General features: G+C 36.2%; 22 protein-coding genes. 8 read left to right on the plus strand and 14 right to left on the minus strand.

The window, feature by feature from the left end; all coding sequences use genetic code 11:
* Nucleotides 1-208: 208 nt before the first annotated feature.
* Both DUT69_RS06310 and DUT69_RS06315 read right to left on the minus strand, forming a co-directional pair.
* A complete protein-coding gene (locus DUT69_RS06310) occupies nucleotides 209-739 on the minus strand; it encodes a ferritin (RefSeq protein ID WP_113652245.1) in 531 nt (176 codons plus the stop codon).
* 95 nt (nucleotides 740-834) lie between these two features.
* Entirely contained in the window at nucleotides 835-1,203 is a 369-nt protein-coding gene (locus DUT69_RS06315) for a hypothetical protein (protein WP_113652246.1), read from the minus strand.
* A 237-nt stretch (nucleotides 1,204-1,440) separates the two neighbouring features.
* Here DUT69_RS06315 and DUT69_RS06320 point away from each other — a divergent pair, with 237 nt between their 5' ends.
* Both DUT69_RS06320 and DUT69_RS06325 read left to right on the plus strand, forming a co-directional pair.
* A complete protein-coding gene (locus DUT69_RS06320; protein ID WP_162796202.1) occupies nucleotides 1,441-2,586 on the plus strand; it encodes a hypothetical protein in 1,146 nt (381 codons plus the stop codon).
* A gap of 56 nt (nucleotides 2,587-2,642) precedes the next feature.
* Nucleotides 2,643-2,927: a hypothetical protein gene (locus tag DUT69_RS06325; RefSeq protein WP_113652248.1), complete on the plus strand. Its 285-nt coding sequence runs from the start codon at nucleotides 2,643-2,645 to the stop codon at nucleotides 2,925-2,927.
* Nucleotides 2,928-2,952: 25 nt separating this feature from the next.
* Here DUT69_RS06325 and DUT69_RS06330 read toward each other — a convergent pair whose 3' ends face one another.
* From DUT69_RS06330 to DUT69_RS06345, 4 genes are all read right to left on the minus strand, one after another.
* Nucleotides 2,953-3,393 (minus strand): SRPBCC domain-containing protein, encoded by a 441-nt coding sequence (locus DUT69_RS06330; protein ID WP_113652249.1) that lies wholly within the window; start codon nucleotides 3,391-3,393, stop codon nucleotides 2,953-2,955.
* 70 nt (nucleotides 3,394-3,463) lie between these two features.
* Complete coding sequence (locus DUT69_RS06335) at nucleotides 3,464-3,880, minus strand: VOC family protein (protein WP_113652250.1); 417 nt, start codon at nucleotides 3,878-3,880, stop codon at nucleotides 3,464-3,466.
* A 152-nt stretch (nucleotides 3,881-4,032) separates the two neighbouring features.
* Nucleotides 4,033-4,230 (minus strand): hypothetical protein, encoded by a 198-nt coding sequence (locus DUT69_RS06340; RefSeq protein ID WP_113652251.1) that lies wholly within the window; start codon nucleotides 4,228-4,230, stop codon nucleotides 4,033-4,035.
* Nucleotides 4,231-4,304: 74 nt separating this feature from the next.
* On the minus strand, nucleotides 4,305-4,880 hold the full coding sequence (locus DUT69_RS06345; protein WP_113652252.1) for a thymidine kinase: 576 nt from the start codon (nucleotides 4,878-4,880) through the stop codon (nucleotides 4,305-4,307).
* Between the two features lie 94 nt (nucleotides 4,881-4,974).
* Between DUT69_RS06345 and DUT69_RS06350 the strand changes: the two genes are divergently transcribed.
* Nucleotides 4,975-6,048, plus strand: coding sequence for a hypothetical protein (locus DUT69_RS06350; protein WP_162796203.1), 1,074 nt, complete (start codon nucleotides 4,975-4,977; stop codon nucleotides 6,046-6,048).
* 94 nt (nucleotides 6,049-6,142) lie between these two features.
* On the opposite strand, the gene rodA is transcribed toward DUT69_RS06350, so the two are convergent.
* The 7 genes from rodA to purN form a co-directional block, all read right to left on the minus strand.
* Complete coding sequence (rodA, locus tag DUT69_RS06355) at nucleotides 6,143-7,405, minus strand: rod shape-determining protein RodA (RefSeq protein ID WP_113652254.1); 1,263 nt, start codon at nucleotides 7,403-7,405, stop codon at nucleotides 6,143-6,145.
* The gene (gene mrdA / locus DUT69_RS06360; RefSeq protein ID WP_113652255.1) at nucleotides 7,389-9,392 is read right to left on the minus strand and encodes a penicillin-binding protein 2; all 2,004 of its coding nucleotides are present in this window, start codon (nucleotides 9,390-9,392) and stop codon (nucleotides 7,389-7,391) included. Before mrdA ends, rodA begins: the two co-directional genes overlap by 17 nt.
* Entirely contained in the window at nucleotides 9,392-9,907 is a 516-nt protein-coding gene (locus DUT69_RS06365; RefSeq protein ID WP_113652256.1) for a rod shape-determining protein MreD, read from the minus strand. The genes mrdA and DUT69_RS06365 overlap by 1 nt, the downstream gene beginning before the upstream one ends.
* Nucleotides 9,897-10,736: a rod shape-determining protein MreC gene (gene mreC / locus DUT69_RS06370; protein ID WP_113652257.1), complete on the minus strand. Its 840-nt coding sequence runs from the start codon at nucleotides 10,734-10,736 to the stop codon at nucleotides 9,897-9,899. Before mreC ends, DUT69_RS06365 begins: the two co-directional genes overlap by 11 nt.
* A gap of 75 nt (nucleotides 10,737-10,811) precedes the next feature.
* Nucleotides 10,812-11,834 (minus strand): rod shape-determining protein, encoded by a 1,023-nt coding sequence (locus DUT69_RS06375; RefSeq protein WP_113652258.1) that lies wholly within the window; start codon nucleotides 11,832-11,834, stop codon nucleotides 10,812-10,814.
* Nucleotides 11,835-12,166: 332 nt separating this feature from the next.
* Nucleotides 12,167-13,693 (minus strand): bifunctional phosphoribosylaminoimidazolecarboxamide formyltransferase/IMP cyclohydrolase, encoded by a 1,527-nt coding sequence (gene purH / locus DUT69_RS06380; RefSeq protein ID WP_113652259.1) that lies wholly within the window; start codon nucleotides 13,691-13,693, stop codon nucleotides 12,167-12,169.
* A gap of 154 nt (nucleotides 13,694-13,847) precedes the next feature.
* Nucleotides 13,848-14,426, minus strand: a complete 579-nt coding sequence (purN, locus tag DUT69_RS06385) for a phosphoribosylglycinamide formyltransferase (protein ID WP_113652260.1) — start codon at nucleotides 14,424-14,426, stop codon at nucleotides 13,848-13,850.
* 245 nt (nucleotides 14,427-14,671) lie between these two features.
* Between purN and rpsT the strand changes: the two genes are divergently transcribed.
* The 5 genes from rpsT to DUT69_RS06410 all read left to right on the plus strand — a co-directional run bounded on the left by rpsT (nucleotide 14,672) and on the right by DUT69_RS06410 (nucleotide 18,184).
* Nucleotides 14,672-14,926, plus strand: a complete 255-nt coding sequence (gene rpsT / locus DUT69_RS06390) for a 30S ribosomal protein S20 (RefSeq protein ID WP_055132277.1) — start codon at nucleotides 14,672-14,674, stop codon at nucleotides 14,924-14,926.
* 56 nt (nucleotides 14,927-14,982) lie between these two features.
* A complete protein-coding gene (locus DUT69_RS06395) occupies nucleotides 14,983-16,026 on the plus strand; it encodes a TlpA disulfide reductase family protein (RefSeq protein ID WP_113652261.1) in 1,044 nt (347 codons plus the stop codon).
* 48 nt (nucleotides 16,027-16,074) lie between these two features.
* A complete protein-coding gene (gene radC / locus DUT69_RS06400) occupies nucleotides 16,075-16,773 on the plus strand; it encodes a RadC family protein (RefSeq protein ID WP_113652262.1) in 699 nt (232 codons plus the stop codon).
* An 89-nt stretch (nucleotides 16,774-16,862) separates the two neighbouring features.
* On the plus strand, nucleotides 16,863-17,699 hold the full coding sequence (locus DUT69_RS06405; protein WP_113652263.1) for an endonuclease/exonuclease/phosphatase family protein: 837 nt from the start codon (nucleotides 16,863-16,865) through the stop codon (nucleotides 17,697-17,699).
* 5 nt (nucleotides 17,700-17,704) lie between these two features.
* A complete protein-coding gene (locus DUT69_RS06410; protein WP_113652264.1) occupies nucleotides 17,705-18,184 on the plus strand; it encodes a hypothetical protein in 480 nt (159 codons plus the stop codon).
* A gap of 6 nt (nucleotides 18,185-18,190) precedes the next feature.
* Here the strand turns inward: DUT69_RS06410 and DUT69_RS06415 are convergent, their stop codons facing one another.
* Nucleotides 18,191-18,616 carry a hypothetical protein gene (locus DUT69_RS06415; protein WP_162796204.1) on the minus strand — a complete coding sequence of 142 codons (426 nt, stop codon included), beginning with the start codon at nucleotides 18,614-18,616 and terminating at the stop codon, nucleotides 18,191-18,193.
* Nucleotides 18,617-18,766: the final 150 nt, after the last annotated feature.

The following is an 18,766-nucleotide window of genomic DNA, read 5'->3' on the forward strand; positions in this document are numbered from 1 at the left end:
CTTTCTTCTTTTTGGATTTGGATTTCTCTTTGTCCTTCTTCTTTTTGTCTTTTTTCGACATGCCGATTTAAAGTGTTTTACAAAACCATCACAAAGGTAAAATAATTTGTGCTAGCGAGTGTATAAACCAAAAAAGGCACCTATTGTTTAAATAGATGCCTTTAATATTTTAAAGCTCTGGCCATTTTAACTCATGGCGAGCTAATGACTATGCTTCGCTATCGTAGCTAATTTGGCCAACATGTTTATCAATTTGCCATCTGCCAGTACCTTCTTCGCCAATTACTTCGAACAATTCTAGCGCTCTACGTGCTTTGTATTCTTCTTCCCTTTGTTCTCTAAAGAACCAGTTTAAGAATTCTAGAGTAACATAATCCTGCTCTTTATGGCAACGAGCCGCAATGTTTTTAATAGACTGCGTAACGCTGATTTCCTGATCTAAAGCTTCTTCAAAAACTTCGCGGAAAGAATTAAATTCTATTTTAATATTAGTAATTTCTGGAGAAATTGCAGTTCCACCCATATCCAATACGTATTTATAAAACTTTAGTTGGTGCTGTCTTTCTTCTTCAGCTTGTTTAAAGAAATAATCTGCAGAAAAATCGTATCCATTACGGTTGCACCAAGATGCCATTGATAGATAGATAGACGATGAATGTGCTTCTTTTTTTATTTGTTGGTTGATTAGTGCCTCAACATCTGATGATAGTAAGCACTTAACTCGAATGATATCTTTCATTTTACTATTGATTTAATACAATTGATGTATCAAAAATAGTGCTATAAATATAACCGAAAGAATTTAAAGGCAATTCGGAATTAGAATGGTTCTACTTAAAAACTGACAATGCGATGTAAACGATCGTAAATGATGTGGTTAAGCTCTAACATGGTAAATGTGCCTTGCAATAAATCTTTAAGTTTGATGATTTGCAAAAGCGACAAAACATAACAGTGATCGCAAGCGCAGATAAAGATGATTTGTACATCGGCAGACTTGTCGCTGTTTAATAACAAATCTTCAATATCGATCTGATAAACGGCTTTTTTAAGCTTCAGTAAGTTACGATAATCAAATCTTGCAAGTTTACCAGCAAAATCAATATACCAACAGTTTTCGCTGTCTGATTGATAGATAGCTCCATTTTTGGTGCTAAATACTTCGGTAAAATTGATGGTTGGTAAGGTTAATGTTTCTTGCATTTTTTGCCTACAAATCTTTATGCTACAAATATGAATATTATTTGGACTTATTCCAAATAAATATAAAATAATAAGCAGTTGAGTTGGGTTTACGAATAGAATGTCGTTTCTTTAAGTTTCAAATGCCCTAAATTTATGAATACCATCCCTTTGCAATGGAGCTCGTTAGAACGAATAGCATTTAGATTTTCCTTTTGTGTGTTGTTTTTGTTCATGTTCTTTTTTAACAATGGAACAATGCCGTTATTTTATCTTATTGCTAAATTACAAAATGCGTTGATGCATCAGTTTATTCCTTGGTTGGGCGAAAAAGTTTTTCATTTACCTTATCCAATAACAGAGTTTACCAATGGGAGTGGGGACACTACGTACGATTACGTTGTGCTTTGTTGTGTGGTTGTAGTAAGTATTCTAGCAACATTAATTTGGTCGGCTTTAGATACTAAAAGAGGAAATTACAACCGTTTATATTATTGGTTAACCGTTGGGGTGCGTTTTTACGTAGGTCTAATGCTTATTAATTATGGTTTGGTAAAAGTGGTGCAATTACAATTTTCGCCACCTAGTTTATACAGATTGGTTACCACTTATGGCGAGTCATCTCCGATGGGATTAGCATGGACTTTCCTAGGGTTTTCTAAAGGTTATAACCTTTTTATGGGCATAGCAGAATTATTAGCAGGGCTGTTACTTTTTAGAAGAACTGTAACCGTTGGTGCAATCATTACTTTAATGACCACAGCAAACGTAATGGCAGTGAATTATTTTTACGACGTTCCGGTTAAAATTGTATCTACAGCTTTAGTGGTAATGTGCTTATTCTTGCTGGTGCCAAATATCAATCGTTTATTTAATCTTTTCTTTAAAGGCTTGCCCACTGTTTTAAGAACATTGGATGCGCCATTAATTGCAAAGCGATGGAAGAGGATTGCAAAATACACATTTAAATATCTTCTGATCGCTTTTGTGCTACTCGGAGGAATTGCAGGTTTAATTAATAGCTATTCAAGATACGGTGCAGGTGCGCCAAAATCACCTTTGTATGGAGCCTATAAGGTAGATGAATTTAATACAACTGCCAAAGGCGATGTGAAAAAGTGGGAACTTCTTTTACTGCAAACACCAGAACACGGCGCAATAAAAGATACCGATGGTTTGGAATGGGTAACAGTAAATGCAGATACTTTACAGAAAAAATTAAGCTTAGCATTCAGCAACGATCCCGATAACAAGCATCAATTGAATTACAAAAAGGAGGGAGATAAGCTATTTTTAAGAGGCAGGATTTACGTTGATACTGTAGTAATAAGCTTAACAAAAATGAAATTTGAGTTGGTAGATAGACAATTGAACTGGATTAATGAGAGACCATATAATAAATAGATAGATTTTTGACAGCTAGTTTTTAATGTTAGTTTTGCAGCTTAATTAAAAATTAAATGAAAAAAAATCTATTTAACGCACTCATCGCTTTACTTATTACCTGCTCACTTAGTTCTTGTGCAACTGTTTTTGGTGGCAAAGTAACAACTGCTCAACGTACGCCTCCAGCAGCTGGCGAACCTACAAGGCCAATCCGTGCAGTTGCACTTATTGCAGACATTATATTGTTTTGGCCGGGATTAATTGTTGATTTTGCTACAGGCGCAATTTACAAACCAGAAGGAAATGGTGTAACAAAACCTGTAATAACAGAAAAAATTGCTACCCCACCTGCAAAATAGTTAAAAACTAAGCTAGCGGAATTATTTATTCCGCCAGCTCTTTAACTTTTGCTAAAGCTTTCGGCCACATATCGCTAAACATGGCTATCATATCCTTATTTTTTTCAGACTCTTCCATGTCCATAAAAATATGCAGATTCGTATTGCCACCAGCCTCGCTTAAGGTGTAGTTTTCTTTTGCGCCAGCCCAGGTTTTTACTTCTGCGCTCTCGTAATCTTCTACTCCATTGTCGTACATCCCTAAATGTTCTATAGACAAAAATTCGTTGGGTACACTTTCTGCAATTTTTGATACCATTCCTCTGTTGCTATCATCTACAAATAATGCTTTGCTTCCCTTTTTCCAATCTGTTACCGCTTTAGATCCTTCGCTAAATGCGGCTGCCCATAATGGGTAGGTTTCTTCGCCAAAAAGTACATCCCATACTTTTTCTCGGCTTGCTTTTATTTCAATGTTATAATCCATTTTAAAGTATTTTAGTTTAGTATTTAGCTATTAGATTATTACTCAAGGTTGCCATACTCAAGATTTCCTACTATCGATTAGGTAGCTTACTAAAATCCATGTATAACAAATTCCATCTGTGCCCATCCAAGTCTACAAAGCCACCTCCGTACATCCAGCCGTCTTTTTCTCCGCCTTCGGCATAAATTTTACCACCTGCGTCTTTGGCCTTCTGCAACATTTCATCTACTTCATCTCGGCTTTCTGCATCAATAGAAAATAAAACTTCTGTACCTTTTGAAGTATCTGAAACAGGATTTAGGCAAAATCCCTCAATTACATCATTGGTAAAAAGCATCATTACAAAGTTCTTTTCGCCTATAAAAAATGAAGCCATGGTATCTGTAAACGGGAATTTTTCGTTAGGCTTAAAGCCTAGCTGTTTAAAAAATGCTACAGATTTTTCTATGTTTTTTACAGGCAGATTTGCCCAGATTTCCTTGGTCATTGGTTCCTATATTTAGATTATTCTAATTTCGGAAATTATCACAATAAATACAGAGGGGCTACGCGACAAATTTAGGGGACAAATGAGACACGAATAAAATGAATTGAATAAGAGGCGGAAATCAAGCTGAATAGTAACAAGAGTTCGAATCGTTAACAAGTTGGGATGATCTTTTTTACTTGTATTAATCCACCACCAAAAAGTACAAATGTAAATTGCCAATAACCATCTCCACTATCGAATTTAATTTCTTCAACTTGACCAAAAGTGCCTATGCCATTGCTTATTTCATCACCAACTTTCACATCATTTAGCTCGCCGGTGGGGGTATTGTCATTTAATATTTTCATAGTAGAGTTAAGCTTAAAATTGGAAGTTTTTAGTTGAAAACTTACTCAAGACCAAAATTCATTCCTAAATTCTGTTAGCCGAGTGTATTATAACAAGCTCTACAACGTGGTTCGTAGCTGTCTTTTTCTCCTAAAAGGATTTTACTTTCGTTTGCAACTTTTCTGAAAGAATAAACCGCCGGGCTTCCGCATTGCATACAAACCGCATTCACCTTGGTAACGTGTTCTGCTATAGCTAGTAGATTTGGCATAGGGCCAAATGGTTTGCCTAAAAAGTCCATATCTAAACCAGCTATGATAACCCTAATACCTCGTTGAGCGAGCTGATTGCAAACCTCTGGCAGGTTATCGTCAAAAAATTGAGCTTCATCTATGCCAACAACTTGCGTTCTGCTTCCTAGAAGTAAAATTGCAGAAGAGTTCTCTACGGGAGTAGACTGGATGGAATTTAAATCGTGCGAAACGACAGCACTTTCATCATAACGAGTATCGGTTTTTGGCTTAAAAATTTCAACATTGAGCTTTGCAATTTGTGCTCTTTTTAATCGCCTAATTAATTCTTCGGTTTTGCCCGAAAACATGGAGCCGCAAATCACTTCAATGCTTCCACAAAATTCTCCCCGTTTAAAGTTTTGCTCGCTAAATAACATTAGTAAAGGTATTTTAGCCAAATATAAAAGATTTTTATAGTACTTTTGATTGTCATTTATTAACATAAATCACCCGTTTTTTCGTTACTGCATTATGATGAAGCAAGAAGATCTTTTTAGAAAATTAGGTTCGATATTGAATGAACTAAACGAACAATATCAGTTTTTGTCGCAAAATCCGCAACAGCTCAACGAGTTAGAGCTAGAGTTGTTTCATGCGAATGCTAGTTTTTTAACAGATCACATTCAGATTGTAAAAAAGATAGCGCTTAATCAAGCACAACAAACTTCGGCAACACCATCTCCAGTAGTTGAAGACCGTGTTGAGGAAGAACCTTCTATTTACGAAGAGGAGGAAGAAGATGTACATCAAGAAGAGCAGTTAGAAGCGGTAACCTTTTTGGAAGAGGAGCAAGCTTTAGCCGTTGAAGATAGAGTTGAAGAGGTTTCTGTAAGGGAAATTGAAAAGGAGATATTTAAGCTGGATGACGAGCCATCTACTTTTGAGTTTATTTTAAACGATCATTCGGAACACGAAAAGTTTGATTTTGAGGAGAAAGGTGCGCATGAGTTATTTGATAGGCAATTAAGCGAAGCTGAAGAGCGAATTTTAGCTGAGAAAAGGGCAGTTGCTGAAACTCCTATTGAACCAGTAAACGACTCGGTTGTTGAAGAAGAACTTTTTGAAGAAGATGAAGACGACGAAATTGGTCCTGAGCCATTTTTAGTGCACCACGAAGAGGAAGAGGACGCTCCAGTTGAGGAAGAGGTAAAAATTATGGCTGAAGATTTAGCCTTGGAAGAAGTACCGCTTGAAAAGGTCGAAGTTAACCAAGTTGAACCTGTGGAAGATCCAACGTTCAAACCCACTTTGAACGATATCTTGGCAGGCAAAACAAGCATTAGCAGTGTAAATACAAATGCCACATCCAGCATCAGCGACCTAAAACAATCCATCAGCCTAAATGATAAATTGCTTTACATTAAGGATTTGTTTAACGGCTATAACCTAGCTTACGCCGAAGCAATCGATTTAGCTAATAAACAGCCCAATTTTGAAGCAGCGGATAACTTTTTCCAGAAAAATTATGCTAACCAATATAATTGGAGCGAAAAACAGGCAACGGTTGATAAATTTTATCAGTTGTTGAACCAACGTTTCAAATAGGAACAAAGAATAAGGACCAAAGAAAAAGGAAGGTTAAGCCTTCGGTTCGCGTGCTAGAGTTTTATCCTTATTCTTTGATCTTTTATCCTTTGTCTTATATAAAACCCATTCTATTCGAATCTAATTTTAGGAAGATGAATAGCAATACGGTAAAGCTCCACAGAGAGGATCCCCCGTAACTGATAAAGGGTAATGGAATGCCAATTACGGGCATTAGCCCAATAGCCATTCCGATATTTACAAATACGTGGAAAAATAGAATACAAGCAATACAATAACCGTAAACCCTAGAAAAAGCAGATCGCTGTCGCTCTGCGAGATTTACAATTCTTAATAGTAAAAAAGCGTATAAACCAATAACTACAAAAGATCCAACAAAGCCCCATTCTTCACCAACGGTAGAGAATATAAAATCGGTGCTCTGTGCCGGAACATAGCCAAATTTCGTCTGTGTTCCCTGCAAAAATCCACGACCTGTAACTTGTCCGGCTCCAATTGCAATTTTAGACTGTATCACATTATAGCCAGTACCTTTATTATCGGTTTTTAAACCTAAAATAACTTCAATGCGGTCTCGCTGATGTTTTTGTAAAACGTTAGTGAAAATAAATTTGGCAACGAATAGATAGCCTATTGCTAAAATGGTGATGATAGAGATTCTAATAATCTGCTGTTGTCTTTTTCTGTTGTTATAAATGAAAAGCCCGCCTACAATAGCAATCGCTAATATGAGTACCGTTGGACTTAAAAATAAATTCAAGATAAAAAGTACAACCGCTCCCCAAAAAATAGTTAGCAAATAACCTGGTAAACCCTCTCGGTACAACGGAAACATAAACGATAAAAATACCAACGTAGAGCCTGCGTCTGGTTGCAACATTATCAGGAACATAGGTAGGATTATAATCGCAGCGCAAATTAATATGGGCTTAGTTGTATTTAATTTAACGTTAAATGAGCTAATATATCTTGCAACAAGTAAGGCTGTGCCAAACTTTGCAAATTCTGATGGTTGCAACCTAAAACTACCAATGGCTATCCATGCCTGATTGCCACCCACATTTCTGCCTACAACCAATACAAGTAACAATAGTAGCATGGTTATACCGTAAATTACGGGCGCAAATACACTGAAAAATTTTGCGTCGAATAATAAAATGGAAAACCCTAAAATGAGACCCGTACCGATGAAAATTAATTGGCGACCATAATTTGCATTGAAACTGAAACCACCAACATTATCTGGATTGTAAACCGTAGCATAAATACTTATAAAGCCAATAGCGCACAAAGCCATGTAAAGCAGTATGGTAATCCAATCTACATTAAAAAAGAATCTGTTACCTTGCTGTTGCATTTTTTTTAGGTTCTGTTGCTTGCTTATTAAAAGTACTAAGTGTGCTGTTTTTTAGAGGCTTATTTGTATTTCTTTTAAGGCTATCGGTTTTTAAACTATCTGTTTTTAAACTATCAGCTTTGCTTTTTGGCTTAACAGGCTTTGTTCCTTTAGGTGGCGGCGGTAGCAGATTTGCATCTTTGTACATTTGAATGGTACTGCCATGAATTCTTCTGTTGGTTAAACTATCTGTTAAATACTTTTCGGTCATGTAACTAGCAATTGGTGCAGCATAAGCGCCTCCATAACCGCCATTTTCTATAATTACCGCAATAGCAATTTTCGGGTTATCCCTTGGAGCAAAACCTATAAACACAGAGTGATTTTTACCACGATTATTTTGTACCGTACCCGTTTTGCCACACATAATTGTGTTTGGTAAACGAGATTCTATAGCCGTTCCCCATGAAGTATTTACCGCATCCTGCATTCCATCAATAACTGGTTCGAAGTGTTTGGCATCTATGTCTACATAGTGTTTAACTGTATATTTTGAATCGATTTCCTTATCTTTTCCAATTCCCTTAACCACATGTGGCTTAATATAATAACCCCTATTAGCAATAATAGCCATGATATTTGCCATCTGTAAAGGCGTTGTACTAATCTCGCCCTGCCCGATACCAACAGATAGGATAGAGGTGTAACCCCAATATTTGTTTGGGCGTTTGCTATAATCCTCTGCTGTAAATAATTTGTAAGCACGCTCGTTGGGTAAATCTATGCCAAGTGTATCGCCAATACCAAATTTACGCACTTTCTTTTGCCAATCGTCGTAAGTAGGTCGTTGCTTTTTCATACCATTTTTGGTAATCGCTTTCGCAAAAATTTGATAGAAATAGGTATTGCAAGAACGAGCAAGTCCCCTTCTTAGCGAAATGTTACCGTCCACGTGTTCGCATTTAAATTGCCTGTTACCAGCCCAATAATAGCCAGGACAATTAAAGGTAGTATTGGGGTCAACAATGCCTTCGCTTAAAGCAATTAGAGCGCTTAACGGTTTAAAAGCCGAACCGGGAGAATATTTTCCCTGTAAAGGTCTTACAAATAAAGGACGGTTATTTTGCGGTTCGTAAAGTTCCATCAATTTGTTTCCTGTATTTCTCCCAACCATTATATTTGGGTCGTAACCTGGGCTACTCACAAAGGCCAATACTTCGCCTGTGCTTGGCTCAATAGCAACAACACTTCCAACTTTGTTTTTTAGTAGTTCTTCGCCTAATTTCTGCAGTTTAGCATCAATGGTAGTATATAATTCTTGGCCTGATTTTGCAAGGATATCTAATTTTCCGTCAGCATAAGGACCTTTGGGTACATTATGCACATCATAAAGCATGTGCGTAATGCCTTTTTCTCCACGTAAAAACTTTTCGTAAGTGCGTTCAACTCCAGATCTGCCTATATAATCACCCAAGCTATAGTAACCTTCATTCTTTTCTATTTCTGCAGGAGTGGCTTCTTTTATGTAACCTAGAAATTGAGCAGCTATACTATCAGGGTAGGTTCTTATTGTTCGTTTTTGTACAAAAAAACCTTTGTAGTTAACCATCTTCTCTTGTAGTGTTGCATAGGTTTCTACCGACAGGAATTTAACAAAAATAGAAGGCTGAAATTTAGATTGTGTAACGGCCTTTTTAAAGCTTTTTCTAAAAGTTTGCATATCAATACCAACAGCTGCGCAAAGCGATAAAGTATCGAAAGGTTTTACCTCGTTAGGAGTAACCATTAAATCGTAAACCGGTTGATTTTGGACCAATACCCTGTTTTTTCTATCTACAATAACACCTCTAGCTGGATAGATATACAATTTACGAAGTGCATTGTTGTTGGCACTTAAAAAGTACTTGTCGCTAACTACTTGTATATAAAAAAGTTTGCCTAAAAGGATTAAGGCAATTAGAATAAACAAACCCTGAATAATATATTTTCTATTAAACAACTGATCCATTAATTCGCCTTTCTGTTATGAAAAATAAATTCAACTAATAAAATAACAAACAGCGAAAATACGGCACTTAGCAACGCTCTGCCTAAAGTATAACCGGCTTCATCGAGCTTAAAAGCTTCTAAGAAGAAAACAACCAAATGGTGAACGATTATACACAGTATTGCGTAAACGCTAAACCATTTAAAGCCCATGTTGCCTAAAGAAGGCTCTGGCTCATCTATTGCATCTCTATTAAAACTTACAGATATAAATAGCACTCTTACTAAAGCTAAAGCAACGCAAGCACTAGTGTGCACGCCTAAAGTGTCGTAAAATGCATCTAAAGTTAAACCAGTGCCAAAGGCTAATAAAAACAGTAAAATGTTTGGTATCCCGAAAGGCAATACCATTAAAAATAGGATATAAACGAAAGGAGTAGATAGATTGTAATAGGCTAGGTTACGCAAGAGAAAAATCTGCACAAACAACAGGATAATCCATCTAAAAATATTTATGAAAATGGTTCTACTGTTCATCTTTTGTTAGGGTTTCTAAAGCATTTTGCTCTTGTGTCATGCGGTTTTTAACCAAATAAACATATTGCAAATTACTAAAATCATTAAACAAGCTAATTTCTAAGCTCATAAAACTATCGCCTGTGCTCAATTCGGTTCTGCTAACTTTCCCTACTAAAATCCCTTTCGGAAATCCGCCAGCGCCAGATGTTACAATGGTATCTCCTTTGTTAACTTTATAATGATTAGGGATTTCTTTTACATAAGCTTTGGTTATATCGAAATTTCCATCGCCCCAAACCAGAGAGCCAAACGCGTTATATTTTTTAGGGCTAACACTAATTGATGTGCCAGAATTAAGCAAAGAACGTACAGTAGCTAAATTTTCAGAAACATCCATTACAAAACCAACTACGCCAACCGAAGGTGAAACTACAGCCATGCCTTGCGTTACACCTTGCAAACTGCCTTTGTTTATAGTAATAACGTTATTACGAAGCGTAATTGAATTTTTTATAACCTTGGCAGAAAAAAGCGTGTATTGTTGTTGGTTTAAAGAGTCTTTAACCACTACCGTACTTGTAGTATCAACATTTTGTAATTGCAGTAGGGTAGTCTTTAATTTTGCGTTTTCTTGCGCTAAGCTGTCGTTAACCTGACCAAGGTTTAGGTATCTTTTTAAAACGTTTAAACGCTCGTAGGCGCTCCCTACAACCGCATTTGTCGAATTTAAAGTTACACTACGTTGGTAGGCATTATTGCGAACGGTTAATATTATACCAATAGCAAAAAAAACAATAAAGAAAAAGAATGCGTTGTATCTACTTAAAAAAATCCAAAGGTTACGCATTTAAGTGTTAGGTTTTAAGTAGTACGTTGTAAGTTACAAGACTTAAAACTTATAACCTACAACTTAAAACTTGATTTATTGCATTAAAAATTTATAGCCACCAATGTTTTTTAGAGCAATACCAGTACCGCGAACAACTGCTCTTAACGGATCTTCTGCAACGTGTACAGGCAACTTTGTTTTAGCCGCAACACGCTTATCTAAACCACGTAACAATGCACCTCCACCAGTTAAATAAATACCAGTTTGGTAAATGTCTGCCGAAAGCTCTGGAGGTGTAATCTCTAAAGCCTTTAATATAGCTTCTTCAATTTTAGAGATAGATTTATCTAAACAATGTGCAATTTCAGTGTAAGATACGGTAATTTGTTTAGGCACACCCGTCATTAAATCTCTTCCTTGTACGGCAAAATCTGCAGGTGGATCCGCAAGTTCTGGCAAAGCAGCACCAACTTCAATTTTAATTTTTTCAGCGGTACGGTCGCCAATCATAATGTTATGCTGACGGCGGATATAGTTTACGATATCAGAGTCGAAATTGTCTCCAGCAACGCGGATAGATTGATCGCAAACGATACCAGACAAAGCAATAACCGCAATTTCTGTGGTACCACCGCCTATATCAATAATCATGTTACCCATTGGTTCTTCAACGTCGATACCAATACCAACCGCTGCAGCCATTGGCTCGTGAATTAAATAAACCTCTTTTGCACCCGCAATCTCGGCACTATCCCTAACCGCACGTTTTTCAACTTCGGTAATCCCGCTAGGTATACAAATTACCATTCTTAATGATGGAAACATCCAGCCTTTACCGCCGTTAAGCATTCTAATCATCCCTTTAATCATGGCTTCAGCAGCATTAAAGTCTGCAATTACACCATCTTTTAAAGGTCTAACGGTTCTTATATTATCATGTGTTTTACCTTCCATTTGCATCGCCTGGCGGCCAATAGCAATAATTTTATTCGTTTGCCTATCAAAAGCAACAATCGAAGGTTCATCAACAACTACTTTGTCATTATGTATAATCAGGGTATTCGCAGTGCCTAAATCAATGGCAACCTCTTGCGTAAACCAGTTAAATAATCCCATTTATATTTTATATTATTAATATCTCTACTATTCAGAATGTAAAAATAGTGTTTTTATTATATTTTAATTTCAAAAAAAGACCAAAGGCCACTTTTTATTTTCTTCAAATTGTTTGAAAATCAATATCCTGTGCGCTTCGGTCTTTCAGTCCCGCTTTTCGCTTCTCCCGAAGAAAAATCGGGATCCGCTGCAATCGGGTTTATTTTACTTCAGCTTTTGCTACTATTAAATCTGCAACGTTTCAAAAACTACACCGCCTTCGGGCATCCTTCATAGGGGAAAGCATAATGCTTTAGTCTTTCAGCTTTACGCTTTTAGCTTAGAACTTTCAGTTAGTGTTTAAAATGTCTAACTCCAGTAGTTACCATCGCAATACCTTTTGCATTACACATATCAATAGAATCCTGATCTTTAATAGAACCACCTGGTTGCAATACCGCAATAATTCCTGCTTCTGCTGCTAATTCAACACAATCCGGGAAAGGGAAGAAGGCATCAGAAGCCATAACTGCATCTTTTAAGCTAAATCCGAAAGAATCTGCTTTTACAACAGCTTGTTTTAAAGCGTCAACTCTAGAAGTTTGACCAACACCGCTTGCCAATAAAACGTTATCCTTAACAAAAACGATAGTGTTAGATTTGGTATGTTTTACAATTTTGTTAGCAAAAACCAAATCAGCGATAGATGCAGCACTAGGTGTTTTTTCGGTAACCGTTTTCATGTCAGCTTCGGTTTCCAAGCTTAAATCTTTATCTTGTTCAATTACGCCATTTAACAAAGTTTTAAATTGTTTTTTGCTCAATTCAACTTCATTACGTTGCAAAATCACTCTGTTTTTCTTTGTTTTAAATAATTCCACAGCCTCCGGAGCGTAAGAAGGTGCAATTAATACTTCAAAGAAAAGGTTGTTTATTTCTTGTGCCGTAGCTAAATCAACTTCTTGGTTGGTAATTAAAACACCGCCAAATGCAGAAACAGGGTCGCATGCCAAAGCAGTTTTCCAAGCATCTAAAACAGTAGCTCTAGAAGCTACACCACATGCATTAGTGTGTTTTAAAATAGCAAATGTAGGCTCGCTAAATTCGTCAATAAGTGCAACGGCTGCGTCAACATCAACTAAATTGTTATAGCTTAATTCTTTACCATTAAGTTTGGTGAACATTTCATCCAAGTTACCATAAAATGTACCTTGTTGATGAGGGTTTTCGCCATAGCGCAAAGTTTGCGCTTGTTTTACACTTTGTTTAAAAACGTTTAAAGGTTCTTCGTTATTAAAGTAGTTGAAGATAGCTGTATCGTAATGCGAAGAAGTATGGAAAGCTTTTTTAGCGTACGATTTACGCTGTGCTATCGTAGTGGCGCCATCCTGAGCCTGCAATTCTGCTAATAAAGTGCTATAATCATCTTTTGATGCAATAATAACCACATCGTTAAAATTTTTAGCTGCAGCTCTTATCAAAGAAATACCACCGATATCAATTTTTTCAATAATCTCGGCGTCAGTTCCGCCAGCTTTAACGGTTTCCTCAAACGGATAAAGATCAACAATTACCAAATCAATTTCAGGAATCTCGTACTGAGAGATTTGCTCCTGATCGCCTGCTAAACTTCTGCGATTTAAAATTCCACCAAAAACTTTAGGGTGTAAAGTTTTTACTCTGCCACCTAAAATAGAAGGGTAGCCAGTCAAGTCTTCAACAGCAGTAACCGGAAGGTTTAAGTCCTTAATAAATTGCTCTGTACCACCGGTAGAAAACAACGTTACGCCCTGCTGGGCCAAATATTCTACTAATGGCGCTAAACCATCTTTGTAATAAACTGAAATTAAAGCGTTTTTGATCTTTACTGACTGACTCATTTAAGGGGTTGTTTTAAGCCGCAAAGGTAAGAAAAAACGAATGTTTTTTGAGGATGTTTTTTAAGAAAATTTAGAGGCTAAATTGCTTTATTGTTCAATTGTTTCCAATTCTCACTTTCAGACTTTGCCGACTGGTTAGCTTTTCTGGCTGTTTCTACTTCTTAATCTTCTTTATAATAGTCTCTACCACTTTAGGGTAATGCAAATGCTCTAGTTGTTGCCCTTTAAATTTGATCATTTCCAGGTTGTCGCCTTTTTCAATTTTATACTTAGCCTGGTAAATGTATTCGCCTTCGTCGTAGTTTTCGTCAACATAATGTATGGTAATGCCACCTTCAGTTTCGTTGGCTTCCATAACGGCTTTGTGCACAAAATCGCCATACATGCCCTTGCCTCCAAACTTTGGTAAAATTGCCGGGTGTATATTTACTATCCTGCCGGGATATTCTTGGATAAGATTTTTAGGGATTAACCATAAAAAACCAGCCAGTACAATTAAATCTATATCTAGGTTTTTTAGCAGGTCTATTATATTGTCTGTTTTGTAAAATTCTTGCTTATCAAAAATGTGCGAAGGAATTTCGAAACTATCGGCACGTTGTAAAACATAAGCATCAGGATTATTGGTTAGAACCAATGCAACCTCTACTTCGGTGTTGCGTTTAAAATGCTCCATCAGTTTTTGGGCATTAGATCCAGAACCTGAAGCGAAAATGGCGATACGTTTCTTCAAAATTTTTCGTTTTTTTCAAAAATAGCATTTTGCCTATTTAATGAAAGAGTTTTTATCATTTTATGTTCATTAACCGCATTAACATAATGCCAAAAGTTTGCTCTAACTATGCTCAACATCAGTTTCTAACAAAAAAATAAATAATCTTAAAATATTTTTAAATCCGTTTTGCATAATTAAAAGTTAAACTCTATATTTGCAGTCCGAAAATAATATAACACAGAAGATAAAAAGGCTAAACAACAATGGCAAATCATAAATCGTCTTTAAAAAGAATTAGAGCAAACGCTACAAAACGTCTACGTAACAGATACCAGGCTAAAACTACACGTACTTTTATCAAAAGACTACGTGCTGCTGAAGATAAAAAAACTGGTGCTGAGTTATTACCTAAAGTAATTTCTATGTTAGATCGTTTAGCTAAGAAAAACGTAATTCACAAAAATAAAGCTGCTAACAACAAATCTAAATTAACGAAATTCGTTAACGGTTTAAAATAGTCGGTTTTTTTTCTCGATATTAGAACGGTATTGCATAGTGCGATACCGTTTTTTTTATGAAAAAATTTTACGTTCTCCTCATCGCCGTGCTTGTTACTAACCACTTACAGGCACAAAAGAAGTTTACTGTTAAAGGTAGTTTTAAAAACTACGAAGGCAAGGTTTATTTATATTCGGTTAAGAAAGATTCTACATTTACAAAAGATGGCCAGTTTTTTTTCGAAGGAACTACAGAGGTGCCGTATCAGTCGCACATTTCAATACCGTCTAAGCAAATGGTTGGCCTAACTCCGTTTTGGATTGATGAGGGCGAAACAGTTTTAGAATTGGATACAGTACCATTTAAAAATAATCGATTTAGTGGCATAGATTTAAAGGCGAATATTATTAAAGCAGGCAAGAGTCATCACATTATGGATGCTTTTGCACGCGGAAACAATGAAATTTGGAGTTCGTCTTTTTCTGACATTGAAAAAAGTAAGCAGATGAAGGCGTTATCAGATAGAATGTTGCTTGAAAATCCAAATTCTGTGTTATCGTTATATGCCTTGAGTGCAAATATGAAGCATTATGAGCAAGATGAGTTAGAAAAGCTCTATGCTGGTTTTAGCCCCTCATTGCAAAAAACATCTAATGGTTTGGCTATAAAAAACAAATATGTTAAGGTGTTGGAAGCCAAAGTAGGAGGTGAAATGCCAAACTTTACACAAGCAAACCAATATGGCAAACCGGTATCTTTAAGCGATTTTAAAGGTAAGTACGTTTTAGTTGATTTTTGGGCATCCTGGTGTATTCCTTGTCGTAAAGAGAACCCAGAAGTAGTAAAGGCGTATCGTAAATTTAAACCTAACGGCTTCGATATATTGGCGGTGTCTTTTGATGATGACAAAGATGCTTGGGTTAAAGCAATTGCTGATGATAATTTGACTTGGGCACACGTGTCTGATTTGGGAGGATGGCAAAATGTGCTTGCTAAAACATTTAAGGTAACTTTGATTCCAAGCAATTATTTAATAGATCCTAATGGGATAATTATTGCCAAAGACTTACGTGGCGAAGACCTCTCGAAAAAACTTGCTGAAATTTTTGAAGCTAAATAGTATCTTTAGTCTAATCATCCATCATTTTATGTTTATAAATTATAAAGAATGGATAATTACGACCAAAAAATTGGTATCAAGGCTTGGGCAGAGGCAGACAGACCAAGAGAAAAACTTTTGTTGCAAGGACGTCGTCAACTAACAGATGCTGAACTGATTGCAATTTTAATAGGTTCTGGCAGTAGAACCGAAACTGCCGTGGATTTGAGTAAAAGAATTCTGAATTTTTACCAGAACGATTTAGCTAAGGTAGCAAAGCTGAGCGTTAAAGAACTCTCTAAATTTAAGGGAATAGGCGAGGCTAAAGCAATTTCTATTGTTGCTGCTTTGGAATTGGGCAGGCGTAGAAAGGAGACTGAAACCGATGGGCCAGTTAAAGTTTTTAGTTCAAAAGATGCTTATGATTTGATTAAAGCAGATTTCACAGACTTGCCGCATGAGGAGTTTTGGGTTATACTCTTAAATCGAGCTAATTTTTTTATGAGTAAACACTTTTTAAGCAAAGGTGGTCAGTCCGGAACGATCATAGATCCTAAAATTGTTTTTAAGGTCGCCATAGAAAATCAAGCAGCATACATCATTCTAGCGCACAACCATCCCTCTGGTAATTTAAAGCCTAGTGCCGCAGATATTAAGGTAACCAAACAATTAAAAGAAGCAGGCCTTTTGTTAGAATTGCCAATTTATGATCATTTGATTGTTAACGACCATAGCTTTTTAAGTTTTGCGGATGAAGAGTTGATGTGATTAAGCAGTAAGTTTTAAGTTAAAAGTTTTATGCACACTGAATTTCTCTTTACAATTAATTAATAAGCGATTTGTATTTTAGCGGCATTATGAAAAAGATACTTATCACCTTCTTAGTTTTTCTATCGTTCTTCTCGGTTGTTAATGCGCAAAAGAATTCGCCTATCAACATTATGTCTTATAATATCAGGCTAAATGTAGCTTCTGATGGCGTAAATGCTTGGCCAAACAGAAAGGACAATGTTAAGGCTTTGGTTAAATTTTATGATACAGATATTTTGTGTGTGCAGGAAGCTTTGCCTGAGCAGTTTGATGCCATTCTGGAAAATACAGAATTTGATGTTGTTGGCGCAGGGCGAGATGATGGTAAGCGAAAAGGCGAATTTGCTGCCATATACTTTAATAAAAATAGGTTTACCAAGAAGGATGGAGGTATTTTTTGGCTTTCTACAACACCAAATGTACCAAGCAAAGGTTGGGATGCGGCGTTAAATCGTGTATGTTCTTGGGTTAGGTTATACGACAAAAATAATAAAAAGGAATTTTTGGTTTTCAATACGCATTATGATCATGTTGGTGTACAAGCAAGAATCGAGTCGGCAAAATTGATTAAACAAAAAATACAGGAGATTGCACCGAAGTTGCCAGTGGTATTTACAGGTGATTTAAATGTAACTCCAGAAACCGAAGCTATAGCTACCATCAAATCTTTTTTAATGGATAGTAAAGAGGTTTCTTTAGAAAAACCTTACGGACCAAACGGCACATTTAATGCCTTTAATTTTAACAGTGCATTAAAAGATAGGATTGACTACGTTTTTGTGAACGAAGGTTTTAAAGTTCAGAAATATGGTGTGTTATCAGACAGTAAAGACCAAAGGTATTATTCAGATCATTTACCCGTATTTGTGAAGCTTTTATTTTAAACTATATGCTGAAAAAAACCTTCTCAATACTTTTAATTGGCTTGGCTTTCATTTCCTGCGAAAAGGAAATTATCGGCCCCGATATTAGTGCAGTGGTTAACTTTTCAATTGTAAACTCCAATGGCAATGATTTGTTAAACCCTAGTGTAATAGGGGCAATTACAGAAGAAAATACCGAAGTGTTTTTGTTGAAGAATGGCACGAAAGTTCGTCTTTATCAAGGTAATTTAGATGCGCCAAAGTTTCTTAAAATCATATCTCAAAATGGGAAAAATGTGTTTAGGATGTTCTTTGATATAACAAACGAAAATTTTAAGGATGACAGAATAACTCAATACATCAGATTTAAAGATGGTTCCGAAATTGAAGTTGTTGGAGAATTCAATTCAAATAAAAAAAACAATAAAATCCTACAGCAAATTTGGATTAATGGGACTGAAAGAACTATAAGTTCAGCGCAAAGTCCAATTGTCATTGTAAAATAAACTAAATCAATCTTTCTTCTTTTTGTCTGTTTTTCTTACAAAAATCATCGTGTTGATTTTATTCTCCTTAAGCCAATCCGCTTGCCTATCGCTAACAGGTTGCAGCTTAATTGTGTCGGCGCCTAAAAACTTAATAAAGTGATAAGAAATGAGTGTTCGAGTAGCATCTTCTTTATTTGGCGTAGTTAGTATTAATCTATCCAGGTCTCCTAATTTATCAAATTCGTAAGTGCCCTTAACTTGTATTTCCGTTTCCTTATGTTCTGTTATGCCAGTAAATTTATTGTCGATATCGAACTTGTAACTCAGTTTTGTTTTGGCTTTCGGGCTCTCGTAATTCCATGTTCCTTTAATAGAGTCAAGCCTGGTTTCTTGAGCATTTGACAAGTGTGAACAAATGCAAATTACGAATAGTATGCCTAAGAATCTCATGTCGCAAATGTTGGTTGGTTTATAACTAAATTATATACAAAGCAAAGGCTAATTTGTTTGCACTGTATCTTTCTCCTTTCGGCTTTAAATAATATCTTTGCGAAAGAATAGACAAGCGGAAAGCGCTGGGCGTATTTACAGCGCCAAACG

The organism is Pedobacter namyangjuensis (assembly GCF_003313325.1).
Lineage (GTDB): Bacteria > Bacteroidota > Bacteroidia > Sphingobacteriales > Sphingobacteriaceae > Pedobacter > Pedobacter namyangjuensis.